At 33.2% G+C, this 13,552-nt stretch carries 9 protein-coding genes; 5 read left to right on the forward strand and 4 right to left on the reverse strand.

Going from position 1 to position 13,552, the window contains the following annotated elements; all coding sequences use genetic code 11:
• Position 1: 1 nt before the first annotated feature.
• Positions 2 to 796, reverse strand: a complete 795-nt coding sequence (locus tag FUA26_RS08935) for an undecaprenyl-diphosphate phosphatase (protein WP_147134661.1) — start codon at positions 794 to 796, stop codon at positions 2 to 4.
• Positions 797 to 853: 57 nt separating this feature from the next.
• The gene (locus FUA26_RS08940; protein ID WP_147134664.1) at positions 854 to 1,876 is read right to left on the reverse strand and encodes a LacI family DNA-binding transcriptional regulator; all 1,023 of its coding nucleotides are present in this window, start codon (positions 1,874 to 1,876) and stop codon (positions 854 to 856) included.
• 123 nt (positions 1,877 to 1,999) lie between these two features.
• Here FUA26_RS08940 and FUA26_RS08945 point away from each other — a divergent pair, with 123 nt between their 5' ends.
• From FUA26_RS08945 to FUA26_RS08960, 4 genes are all read left to right on the forward strand, one after another.
• Positions 2,000 to 4,675 (forward strand): TonB-dependent receptor domain-containing protein, encoded by a 2,676-nt coding sequence (locus tag FUA26_RS08945; protein WP_147134667.1) that lies wholly within the window; start codon positions 2,000 to 2,002, stop codon positions 4,673 to 4,675.
• A 125-nt stretch (positions 4,676 to 4,800) separates the two neighbouring features.
• Complete coding sequence (locus FUA26_RS08950) at positions 4,801 to 6,108, forward strand: MGH1-like glycoside hydrolase domain-containing protein (RefSeq protein ID WP_147134670.1); 1,308 nt, start codon at positions 4,801 to 4,803, stop codon at positions 6,106 to 6,108.
• 32 nt (positions 6,109 to 6,140) lie between these two features.
• Positions 6,141 to 7,748, forward strand: a complete 1,608-nt coding sequence (locus FUA26_RS08955) for a sodium:solute symporter (RefSeq protein ID WP_147134673.1) — start codon at positions 6,141 to 6,143, stop codon at positions 7,746 to 7,748.
• A gap of 60 nt (positions 7,749 to 7,808) precedes the next feature.
• Positions 7,809 to 8,972 (forward strand): glycerate kinase, encoded by a 1,164-nt coding sequence (locus tag FUA26_RS08960; protein ID WP_317131286.1) that lies wholly within the window; start codon positions 7,809 to 7,811, stop codon positions 8,970 to 8,972.
• Between the two features lie 47 nt (positions 8,973 to 9,019).
• Here the strand turns inward: FUA26_RS08960 and FUA26_RS08965 are convergent, their stop codons facing one another.
• Together FUA26_RS08965 and FUA26_RS08970 are read right to left on the reverse strand one after the other, a co-directional pair.
• Positions 9,020 to 9,274, reverse strand: a complete 255-nt coding sequence (locus FUA26_RS08965) for a DUF3098 domain-containing protein (RefSeq protein WP_147134676.1) — start codon at positions 9,272 to 9,274, stop codon at positions 9,020 to 9,022.
• 73 nt (positions 9,275 to 9,347) lie between these two features.
• Entirely contained in the window at positions 9,348 to 10,226 is an 879-nt protein-coding gene (locus FUA26_RS08970; protein ID WP_147134679.1) for a cell division protein FtsX, read from the reverse strand.
• A gap of 227 nt (positions 10,227 to 10,453) precedes the next feature.
• Between FUA26_RS08970 and FUA26_RS08975 the strand changes: the two genes are divergently transcribed.
• A complete protein-coding gene (locus tag FUA26_RS08975) occupies positions 10,454 to 13,549 on the forward strand; it encodes a leucine--tRNA ligase (RefSeq protein WP_147134681.1) in 3,096 nt (1,031 codons plus the stop codon).
• Positions 13,550 to 13,552: the final 3 nt, after the last annotated feature.

Here is a 13,552-nt window from a genome sequence, read left to right on the forward strand (position 1 = left end):
ATTAATTTGAAAATGAAACAACAATAGCTATAATACCAACAATGGCACAATAAATAGCAAAGTATGATAATTTACTTTTTTTGACTAAAGTAATCATCCAAGTACAAGCAAACAGACCCGCAATAAATGCAGCCACAAAGCCAATGGAAAGTGCGGTGAAATTTTGACTTTCCATAGAAATATCGCCACTTAAAACATCTTTTGCAATTTTACCAAAAATTAAAGGCACAACCATTAAAAACGAAAAACGTGCGGCTTTAGTTTTATCGTTGCCTAACAAAACAGAAGTTGAAATGGTAGCGCCCGAACGCGAAATACCTGGTAGCATAGCAATAGCTTGCGAAACACCAATTATAAAAGCATTACTAAAACTTACTTTTTTGTTGGTGTCTTTGGCTTTATCTGCTAAAAACAATAGTGCAGCCGTTACAATTAGCATAGCGCCAACTAGTATAATGTTGCCGCTAAAAAGTGCTTCAAGTTGTTCTTCAAAAAACAAACCAACTATTACGGCTGGTAACATAGATACCACAATTTTAGCTAAAAACTGCATATCTTCATTCCATTGAAATTTTAAAATACCTTTAATAATATCTAAAATATCTTTTCTAAAAATAACCAAGGTACTTAAAGCAGTAGCAAAGTGTAGTACTACAGTAAAAAGTAAGCTTTCTTCAGGAACAGAATTAGCACCTAAAATGGCTTTTCCTAACTCTAAATGTCCGCTAGAAGATACTGGTAAAAACTCTGTAAGGCCTTGAATAATACCTAAAATAATTGCATCTATTGTATCCATGAGGGCAAAAGTATTAAAATAGACTTTTTTACAGCTATTTAGTGTATGAATTTATTTTTAATAAGCTTTAAAAGTAGAGTCTCTAATAATTAAATTACCTTTAATTTCTATAGTTTTATTGGTTAGTTCATTGGGGTTTTCAATATCTTCAATTAAATATTTAACTGCAGTAGCGCCTATTTTTTCTCCAGGTTGATCAATAGTAGTTAACATAGGCTCAATAATTGTAGAACTAAGTGAATTACTAAAACCAATTACAGCTATATCTTTAGGGATTTTTATGTTGAATTTTTTTAAGGTTTGAATAACACCAATTGCAGCACTATCAGTAATAGCAAAAATAGCATCAGGTCTTGTTTTTAAGCTTAAAAGTAAGTTTGCCATACGTTTTCCTTGGCGTAAAGAAATATCATCAACACTAATAATAATTTTTTCGTCTACTTCAATGTTGTGTTCTTTTAAGGCTCTTAAATAACCAGAAAATCGGCGTTCAGAGTTGTATGAGTATTCATTTTCTTTAATAATAGCAATACGGGTTTTTCCTATGTTAATTAAATGTTCTATAGCATTATAGGCTGCTTCTTCTTCATTTATAACTACTTGTGAGCATGGTATTTTGTTTGAAGCTTTATCAAATAAAATAACTGGCACTCTGTCTATAACTTTTAAAATGCGGTCTACCTTTCTTGTAACTTTTGATATTGACATTAAAATGCCATCAACATTAAATTGTAGCATAGTATTAAGCATTTCAATTTGCTTTTCAGCATCGTTATTAGATTCTGATATAATAACCTTGTAACCCTTTAAAGTAGCCTCTTCTAAAATACCTTTTAAAATTGTACTGGTAAAATAGTGTGTTATATTGGGTACAACAACACCTATTATATTGGTTTTTTTTTGCCTAAAACCTTTTGCAAATAAGTTGGGTGTGTAATTTAACTTTGTAGCTAAGGTTTTAACTTTTTGTTTTGTAGCTTCGCTTATGTCAGGATGATCATTTAAAGCTCTAGAAACAGTTGATACAGATAAATTTAGAGTTTTAGCAAGCTGTTTTAATGATATGTTTTCTTTCTTCATAACAATAAAATTGAAATTGCAAACGTTTGCGGTATCGTTTGCGTGCAAATATGCTAATTTTTTCGCACTTTTTTTATTGTATTGATTATAAATTTGAGGTATAATTAACTAATTCTAAATAAGATGAAAAATACTATTTTAACTTTACTATGCTTCTTTAGTGTTTCTGTAATGTTTTCGCAAACAGATATTTCAGGAACTGTAAAAGACCAAAGTGGAGTACCAGTAACTGGTGCTAATGTGCTTATTTTAAACAGTTCAACTGGTGCAACTACAGATTTTGATGGCAAGTTTAGCTTTAACACAAGTTTAAGCGGATTGCAACAAATACAAGTATCATTTATAGGTTATGAAACCTTTACAAAAAACATCACATTAAACGGAACCCCAGTTTCATTACAAATAGTATTGCAAGAAGGCGGTAATAGTTTAGACGAGGTAGTGCTAACAGCCTCAGCAACGTTTAGATCACAAAAAGATACACCAATGTCTATAAGCTCACTAAAACAGAAAGAAATAACCAAGCTTTCTGTAAACTCGCAAGCTGATGTTTTAAGAAGTATTCCAGGTATTACTGCCGAAGGTGGCGGTGGTGAAACAGCTTCAAATATATTTGTTAGAGGGTTGCCATCTGGCGGGCAATATGTGTTTAATCCGTTACAATATGATGGTATGCCGCTTATGAGTACGTTTGGTTTAAACTCATCGGCGCATGATGTGTATGCAAGACCAGATATAGGCTTTAAAGGAGTAGAATTTGTACGTGGTGGTGCCGCAGTTTTATACGGTGCCGGTTCAGTAGCTGGTATTATTAACTATACAAGTAAAACGGGCGATTCTAATGACGAAAACATAATTAATGTTGAGTGGGCAGATAAAGGTCGAATTAAAACAGATTTTTATTCAGGCGGAAAATTAGGAGGCGAAGACTCTAATACATACTATGCATTTACCGGTTTTGTAAGAAAAGATGATGGGCCTATTGAAACAGGTTTACCAACAAAAGGTGTCCAGTTTAGAGCTAACATAAAACAAAAATTTGAAAACGGATCATTTACAATTCACGGTCAGTTTATAAATGATAAAGCACAGTTTTTTATGCCGTTGCCTTTAGATGGTGCCAGCAGAACACGATTAACAGGTAATGATGGTGAAGAAGTTTCACAATTATTATCTGGCGAATTAGCACATACATCATTTTTAACAGCAGGCGGTGCTTATGAAAGCCCAATTGAAGATGGTGTTCATACACAAGGTGGTTATTTAATGGGAGATTTTAACTATAGTTTTGCTGATGATTTAAAATTTAAATCAAAAGTAAGATACGCAAACTATAAGCATAATTTTGCTTTATATGTTGGTGGTAACGGTGCAAATAACAACCCAATTACGTTAAATGACTATGTAAACAATGTAGCTCCAGGTAATTTGGGTTACGTTGCTCAATATCAAGGAACAACAGCAAGTATTAATGGTAACGATTTAGTTATTGATAACTTACATATTGACAGATTAAGACCAATGACAGATTACTCTGGCGAAGCATCATTAACAAAAACTTTAGAAGCTGAAAACGGCACACATAACATTACAGCAGGTGTGTTTTTAGCACGTACTGAAGCTGAAGATGTTAATTACCAATACAGAGTTTTATCAGAGTTTAATAACAACCCAAAACTTGTAAACTTAAGCTATACTGATGCTGGTGGAAATAACGTGGTATTTTCTGAAGGTGGTTTATACAACAGAATAGGTATGACATCAAACAGGTTTTTATCGCAAAATAAAACAGCTTTTTATATTACAGATGAAATGGTGTTTGATAAATGGCGTTTTGATGTTGGTTTCAGAATTGAAAACACAAAAGGAATATTTAATGACGGAAACATAGTATCAACACAAGTATACAATAACCCTGAATTAACTCCAGAATTAGCTAACGTAAACTACGCCGATGGTAGCTTTATTAGAGCTGAGGTTGATGCTACTGATTGGGCAGTTTCTTTAGCAGCTCTATACAAATTAAACGAAACCGTTAACCTGTATGCAAACTTTTCAAAAGGGTTTTTCTTTCCACAAATTAGAGGCTTTGCTCCAATTGCAACTGGTGTAACTGGTAGCAAGTATGACTCAGAAAAAATTATTCAGTTTGAAGCTGGTGCGAAAATAGGTACTCAAAAATTTAAAGGATCATTTGCTGGATATTACGTTGGTTTAAGTGATAGAATTAAAATAGATCAAGGTTTTAGTAGTGGTACTTTAGTAGATTTATTTCGCTCTGAACAAAGCACAAGAACCTTTGGTTTAGAAACTACTTTTGATTGGGCATTTGCAAACAACTTAAGCTTAAGAGGTTCTGCAACCTATCAAGCGCATGAAATAAGTAAAAACGAAAGAACAGATTTAGTAGCAAATACAACTACTACTGCCGATGAGGGTAATGAATTAGCAAGACAACCAAATTTCTTGGGGTCGGCAGGTGTGTACTATGATAATAATGGATGGGATGCTTTATTCTCATTAAACCACACGGGTAGCAAGTTTACTTCAGATACTAACACCGTTGAGTTAGATGCCATAACAATAGCACGTATTGGTGCTGGTTATGAATTTCCTATGGGAGGTGAAGATAGTACCGATACTTTAAGACTTGGTTTTTCAGTATTCAATTTATTTGATGATGAAGGCGTAACTGAAGGAGACCCAAGAAATATTAATCAAGCTGGTGATGCAGAGTTTTTCTTCGGAAGACCAATTTTACCAAGGCGTTTTTTCTTAACGGCTACATTCAATTTTTAATTCATTCACAATATAGATTAGTTGTTTAGTTTGTGCTCACCACCTTTAGGCTAAGGTTGTAGGTGGTGGGCTTTTTATTGCCAACTAACACAAAGCACTGTTTTAATTTAAATATAAAAAATAACATGAATAACGCTTTATACAAAACAGCACAAGAGGTGTTAAACAATAACTGGAAAAATGGTTTTAGTGTGCCATGTGCTAAGTTATATCCGTTCCAATGGTTTTGGGATTCAGGTTTAATTGCCATTGGTTTTGCGCATTTTGATATGCCTAAAGCAGAACAAGAAATAAAAACTTTGTTAGATGCCCAATGGGGAAACGGTTTTATACCGCACATAATATTTCATACTGAAAGTGATACGTATTTTCCGGGGCCAGATTTTCATAGATCAGATTTACACCCATTATCATCAAAAAAATACAAATCTACTGGTATGACACAGCCACCTGTAACTGGTTTTGTGTTAGAAGAAATTTATAAAATAAGCAAAAATAAACAGGCAACTTTAAAGTTTATTCAAGAAGAAATTGATAAAGTGTACTTTAATCATGAATATTTTTACAATAACAGAGATGTAAATAACGAAGGTTTGGTGTATATATACCATAACTGGGAATCTGGTACTGATAATTCACCAATTTGGGATGATATTTGGAAAACAATGAATCCGCCAGAATACACCTTTGAACGTAGAGATACCACACATGTTGATGCTTCTGAAAGACCGTCAAAACGTGAGTATGACCACTACTTGCATATCATAGAAATTGCTAAAGAACATAATTATAGCGATGAAAAAATAGCTGAATTATCGCCATTTTTAGTACAAGATCCATTATTTAATGCTGTGTTAATAAAATCTAATCAAAGTTTAATTAACTTATATGAGCTTATAGGTAATAATGATGCCAAAATTAAGCAATTAAAACAATGGCAAGAAAAAGCAATTAAAACATTCAATACTAAATTATTTGATGAAAATTTAGGTGCTTATGTACATTATGATTTAAGAAATGAAAAACAATTAAACTTTTTGTCATCATCATCATTTGCACCATTATTCGCAAATATACCAAGCAAGGAAAGAGCTGAAACAATGGTAAATGTAATGATGGAGAGGTTTGGAGGTAATAACCAATATCTGTGCGCCTCATTTGATCCTACAAGCGAGCGTTTTAACCCTAAAAAATACTGGCGCGGACCGGTTTGGGTAAACCTAAACTGGATGCTGTTTAATGGTTTAATAAACTATGGTTACAATACCATTGCAACACGTGTTAAAAATGATACAGTAAGTATTATTGAACATAATGGATTTTATGAGTATTTTGATTCTAGAAAAGATATACATGGTACTGTAAACGCAGGTTATGGCGGAAACAATTTTTCATGGAGTGCAGCTTTATTAATAGATTTATTAAATAAGTAATAAGTAAAATAAACATTTAAAAAATAGTCATTATGAATTACATAGATTATATCATTATTGTAGTGTATCTACTAGGTTTTTTAGGAATTGGCTATTTTTTTAAAGAAAATAATAATTCTAAAGATTACTTTTTGGGAGGGCAATCAATGGGGTGGTTCCCATTAAGTTTGTCAACTATGGCTACCCAATTATCTGCCATAAGTTTTATATCTGCACCAGCATTTGTTGGCTTAAAAAATGGTGGCGGCTTGCAGTGGTTAACTTATGAATTTGGCGTGCCACTAGCTATGGCATTTTTATTAATAGCTATTATTCCATCATTATACAAATCGGGTATAGTAAGTGTTTATGAGTATTTAGAAAAACGTTTTGATGCCTCATCACGTTTATTAATAAGTTTTGTATTTCAAATCAGTCGTTCAGTAGCAACAGGTGTTATGGTGTACACTATGGCTTTAATTTTACAAGCTACCATTGGTATTGAGTTCTGGATTTCTATATTAATTATAGGTGCCATAACCATGATATATTCATTTCAAGGCGGTATGAAAGCTGTTATTTGGGGTGATGTTATTCAAATGCTAATTCTGTTTTTTGGTATTATTATTTGTTTAATTTATGGTTTAATTGAATTGGGTGGTTTTGATAACTTTTTAACCCACGTTGATAAAGACAGGTTAACGGCCGTAGATTTTTCTAAATGGGGATTTAACAACGCCGATAAAAATGACGAATTTGGCTTTTGGCCTATGGTAATAGGTGGTTTTTTCTTGTATGCTTCCTACTACGGAACAGATCAAACACAATCACAACGGTTATTGTCTGCCAAAGGCATGCCAACTATAAAAAAGTTGTTGTTAGCAAATGGCCTATTTCGTTTTCCTATAACACTAACCTATTGTATTATGGGCTTGGTTTTAGGAACCTTATTGTTGCAAGATGCAAGTTTTCAAAGTATGATGGATAGCGTCTATCAATCAAATATTACAAGTTTAGAAGGCAAAAAAGCCGATTTAATGGTGCCTGTTTTCATCATAAAATATTTACCAAATGGTATTATTGGTATTTTAATAGTAGCAATAATGTCTGCAGCAATGTCATCATTAAGTTCTACAGTAAACTCACTATCTGCTGTGTCTTTAGAAGATTTTGTTAAACGTTTCAAACCAAACATGACTGATAAGCAATATGTAATGAATTCTAGGTTATTATCGCTTTTTTGGGGTTTAGTGTGTTTGTTTTTTGCATTTTTTGCGGGTAGTATTGAAGGTACTGTAATAGAAGTTATAAACAAAATAAGTTCTGTGTTTTATGGGCCTATTTTAGCAGCATTTATTTTAGCAATTTTAACCAAAAAAACACATGCATTAGGCGCAAACATAGGTATAATTGCGGGTGTTTTGTTTAATATGTATTTATGGCTTTATGTGCCACAAGTATTTTGGTTTTGGTGGAATACTATTGGGTGTTTAGTTACAATTATTGTGGCTTACACTATCAGTTTTATTATTAAGAAGGAAACTAAGCAAGGCTTAGAGGTTGTGTTTTATAAAGCAGGAAAGAAAGAAGTATTTATTTTACTAACATATTTTGTGGTTATAGCGTTGTTGGCTATATCATTATCAAAAATATTAAGTTAAAATAGTTATGTTGTTTAATAGGCAGAATGAAGCTGTTTAATAAAAGCAGCTTTTTTCACAATGAATTATACATTAATGAAAGTAGTAATTGCCCCCGATAAATTTAAAAATTCACTAACAGGTGAAGATTTTTGTAATGCCGTTGAAGCAGGTTTTTTAGCTAAAAACTCTGGCGTTGAAATTTTAAAGTTACCATTGGCCGATGGGGGAGATGGTACTATTGATGTTGTAAACTATTATTTAAAAGGAAGTAAAGTAAAATTAGTAGTTAATAATCCGTTTTTTGAAGCTGTTGAAGCCTCTTATTTATATGCCGAAAACACCAAAACAGCTTTTATTGAAATGGCTGAAGCTTCAGGGGTTAAATTACTAAAACCAAAACAGTTTGATTGTAAAAATGCGTCTACTTTTGGTACAGGCGAGTTAATAGAAGATGCCTTAAATAAAGGTGCTAAACATATAATTTTAGGCATTGGCGGAAGCGCCACTAACGATTGTGGAGTGGGTATGGCTACGGCATTAGGCTATAGGTTTTTTAATGATAACAACCAAGAGGTTGAGCCTATTGGTGCTAATCTTTCAGAAATTAAAAAAATATGTGTGTTAAAAGCACATCCTAGATTGCAAACTGTTAAGTTTAGCGTAGCTTGCGATGTTACAAACCCGTTATACGGAAAAAACGGAGCCGCTTACGTATATGCTGCTCAAAAAGGCGCCACTAAGCAAGATATAAAAATGTTAGATAAAGGCTTACAAGATTTTGCAAAACACCTAGAGGCTACTTTTAAAATTAATGTGCAAAGTATAGAAGGTGCAGGTGCCGCAGGCGGTATGGGGATTGCCTCTAAATTGTTTTTAAAAGGAGAACTAATTCCGGGTATTGAGCTTATTAAAAATTTAGCAGATTTTAATACTAAAATAGCTAAAGCCGATTGGATTATTACAGGTGAAGGGAAATTAGACACGCAAACAATGTCTGGTAAAACCATTCAAGGCGTGTTAACTTCCGCGAAAGCGAAAAATATAAAAGTTGCTGCTTTTTGTGGTGCTGTAGATTTATCAAAAAACGATATAAATACTATGGGAATTACTTACGTAGATGCTGTTATTGCAAAAGCAAAATCACTTGAAGATGCTATGCAAAACAGTTATAATTATGTAAGAGAAATTGCTGAAACCTTTGCATTATCACTATTTAGTAGTAAAACAACAAGGTTAAAATAGAAATGGGCTTGTTTAGGTGTAGTAAGTTTTTATTTGAGTAGCTAAAATTACTTTTTATTTGGGTTTAAAAGAATAGCATAAATTTGAATGCCAAAGCCTGCTAAAACCAAAGCCGGTGCTAAACGTATACGTCTCCAAGAAAAAATTTCAGGATTAAAAACATTAGGGTCATCACTACCACCACCAGACATTAAAATAAAACCAATAGCTATAGTTGCTAAACCTATAAACATAAATTTATAGTTTTTTTTGCCAAAAACAAACATAGCCTTAGTGTCTTCCTTTCGTTTTTTTTCTCCCATGGTTTTTAAATCAATTATTGCAAATTAAAGCATTTATTTGGTACAAAAGTGTTAATCTAGTTGTAATTTATACTTAATAATACAACTCATCGGTTCTTAAATTTAAAAAACGTTGGGTTGCAAAATGTGTGCTTATCCAGGTAATAATAATGCCTAAAGCAAATATAAAAGCAAAAAGTAAAATAACTAAAATAGGTTTGGCAAGTAATTGCAATTCAGGAAACGTTTGGTTTAAATAATACAGTACAACTGCCATACCTATTAAAGCCAATGTTGCCCCAACAATACCCAAGCGTATACTTTTCCAAATAAAAGGTTTGCGTATAAAATGCTTAGTTGCCCCAACCATTTGCATAGTTTTAATAGTAAAACGTTTTGAGTATACAGATAAACGTAATGAGCTATTTATTAAAAGCACCGCAATTACTGTAAAAAGAGCGCTAATAATTAACACCCAAAAACTAATTTTTTTAACGTTATCATTCATTAAGTTAACCAAATCGTTGTCATAACTTACTTCATCAACAAACTTTTTATTTAAAGCCTCGGCAGAAACGGTTTCTAAATGTTCAGATGTTACATAATCTGCTTTTAAATGCACATCAATAGAGTTTTGTAAGGGGTTGTAGCCAACAAAGTCCATAAAATCTTCGCCAGTTTCAGCTTTCATAAATTCTGCAGCCTGTTCTTTGCTAACATACTCTGTAGATTTTACGTAATCACTCATAGCCAAACTTTTTTCAAGCTGTTTAACTTCAATGTCTTTAGCATTTTCTTTTAAATAAATGGTAACAACCACTTGTTCTTTAAAATGGTCAGATACTTTTTTGGCATTTAAAAGTACAATACCTAATAAGCCAAGTAAAAACAAAACCAACGCAATACTTAAAACTACTGAAAAGTATGAAGAAATTAACCGGCGTTTTTGTTGTTTTTCAAAGTATGAGCTCATAAAATCTATTTCATTAATGCAGTAAAAATATAAAAGAATTCTGTATTCCTTAACTAATACAACGTTTAACTTTTAATAGTGTTATAATAAGTTTAAATTTGCGCATTCAAAATTCGTCATTACTGAAGCGAAGCGTGAGAATCTTTTAATTAATAAGCGTAAAAGTTATTTAAAAAGATTGCCACAGTTGTGCCTCTATTGCAATGACAAAAGGTGTTTATAAAATAATGAATTACAATTTCAACGAAATAGAAGCCAAGTGGCAAAAATATTGGGCAGATAATAAAACCTTTAAAGCCAAAAACCAAAGTGATAAACCCAAATATTATGTGTTAGATATGTTTCCGTACCCAAGTGGTGCTGGTTTACATGTTGGGCATCCGTTGGGCTATATTGCATCTGATATTTATGCACGCTACAAACGCCATAAAGGGTTTAATGTGCTGCACCCTCAAGGGTATGATTCTTTTGGGTTGCCGGCAGAACAATATGCTATTCAAACAGGGCAGCATCCTGCAATTACAACCAAAGAAAACATTGCTACATACCGCCGCCAACTAGATCAAATTGGTTTTTCGTTCGATTGGTCTCGTGAAGTAAGAACATCAGACCCTAAATATTATAAATGGACACAGTGGATTTTTATTCAACTATTTAACTCGTGGTTTAATTACAATACTAATAAAGCCGAAAACATTTCAGTATTAATAGATGTTTTTAATAACGAAGGAAATGCCAATGTAAACGCTGCTTGTGATGACGATGTTGAAATATTTTCAGCTAACAATTGGAAAAATTTTTCAAAAGCAAAACAACAACAAATATTATTACAATACCGTTTAACATATTTAGCTGAAACTGAAGTAAACTGGTGTCCGGCTTTAGGAACCGTTTTAGCAAATGATGAAATTGTAAACGGCGTATCTGAACGTGGTGGGCATCCTGTAGTTAGAAAGAAAATGACACAATGGAGTATGCGTATTTCTGCTTACGCAGAACGTTTGCTTCAAGGTTTAGATACCGTAGATTGGACCGATTCTTTAAAGGAAAGCCAACGTAACTGGATTGGTAAATCGGTTGGTGCTTCGGTAACTTTCAATGTGAATGATCATGAGGAGACTATTGAGGTTTTCACAACCCGTCCTGATACCATTTTTGGGGTAAGTTTCATGACTTTAGCTCCAGAACATGAATTGGTGTCTAAAATTACAACACCCGAACAAAAAGCTGCTGTTGACGCCTATGTTGAAGCCACAGCCAAACGTAGCGAACGCGATAGAATGGCCGATGTAAAAACCATTTCAGGGGTATTTACTGGCGCTTACGCCGAACATCCGTTTACCAAAAAACAAATTCCAATTTGGATTGGCGATTACGTACTTGCTAGCTACGGTACAGGTGCTGTTATGGCTGTGCCTTGTGGAGACCAACGTGATTATGATTTTGCAAAACATTTTGGAATAGAAATACTAAATATTTTTGAAGGTGTTGATATTTCTGAACAAGCCTTTGCCGATAAAGACAAAACCATTATTGCTAATAGTGATTTTATTAATGGTATGAATTATAAAAAGGCCACCAAACGTGTAATTTATGAATTAGAGCAAATTGGCCAAGGCGAAGGAAAAACCAATTACCGCTTGCGCGATGCCGTATTTAGCCGCCAACGTTATTGGGGTGAACCATTCCCGGTTTATTATGATGAAAACGGGCTACCACAAATGATTGATGCCAAATATTTACCTATTGAGTTACCCGAAGTTGAAAAGTATTTACCAACCGAAACCGGCGAGCCACCATTAGGAAACGCCACAAAATGGGCTTGGGATACCGAGAAAAACGAAGTGGTAGAAAACGAAAAGATTGATAACAAAACCGTATTTCCGTTAGAATTAAACACCATGCCAGGGTGGGCAGGAAGCTCGCAATATTTTAACCGCTACATGGACCCTAATAATGATGAAGCTATCTTCTCAAAACAAGCCATTGATTATTGGCAACAAGTAGATTTATACATTGGTGGTAGTGAGCACGCCACAGGGCATTTGTTATACTCACGCTTTTGGCAAAAGTTTATGTTTGATAAAGGTTATGTAAACCATGACGAATTTGCTAAAAAACTGATTAACCAAGGTATGATTCTGGGAGAGAGTGCTTTTGTTCACAGGATTGGATTTAATTTTGGTAAAACTGTGGGGTCTAAAGTTGATTTTTCTAAGGATGACTTAAAAAATATTCAATATTTAAGAGATAAGTATTCAATTATTAAAAATGTTTATATAAGTAATGATGTGATTATTTATCTAAGAAAAACTTTTAATAAACCAGAAAGTGAAAGTGAAATCGAACACATGAATTTGAGAAAAAGTTTGATTTCATATTTTTTGAAACCTATAGAAGAAGAAATTTTAAAATTTAATTTAGAAGGGAAAGTCATGGTTAACACTATGATGATGAATTATTTTAAGACTCATGTTCCAGTAAAATATGTGAATACTAAAAATGAGTTAAATTGGGAAAAACTGAGACAGGAAGATAAGCAATATAAGAATGCAGAGTTTATAACAAATAAAGAAAACAAATATATCTGCAAGCGTGACGTCGAAAAAATGTCAAAATCAAAATACAACGTAGTCAATCCAGACCAAATTTGTGTAGATTACGGCGCCGATAGTTTACGTTTATACGAAATGTTTTTAGGCCCTTTAGAGCAATACAAACCTTGGAATACGGCTGGTATTACTGGTGTGCACGGATTCTTAAAAAAACTATGGAAACTGTATTTTGATGACAACGGACTAAAAGTAACCAATACAGAACCAACCAAAGACAACTTAAAAACATTACATAAAACCATTAAAAAGGTTGAAGAAGATATTGAGAATTTCTCATTCAATACATCAGTATCAACCTTCATGATTGCGGTAAATGAGTTATTAGCTCAAAAATGTACAAGTAAAGCTATTTTACAACCGCTATTGGTGCTAATTTCACCCTATGCGCCACATGTAGCCGAACAGCTTTACGCTTGTGTTGAATTTGGTAAATACATTCAGCCAGATGAATTACCAAATGATTATAAAGGTATTAGCGAAGTTGCATTTCCTAAGTTTGATGAAAGTTATTTAGTTGAAAGCAGTAAAAATTACCCAATTTCATTTAACGGTAAAATGCGTTTTACCATGGAGTTGCCATTAGATATGAGTAAAGAAGACATTGAAAAAGCAGTAATGGCACACGAAAAAACCCAAGAACAATTAGCCGGCAGAACACCTAAAAAAGTTATAGTAGTGCCCGGTAAAATTGTAAATATTGTAGGGTAAACC

The sequence above is a fragment of the Seonamhaeicola algicola genome, assembly GCF_007997385.1.
GTDB classification, from domain to species: domain Bacteria; phylum Bacteroidota; class Bacteroidia; order Flavobacteriales; family Flavobacteriaceae; genus Seonamhaeicola; species Seonamhaeicola algicola.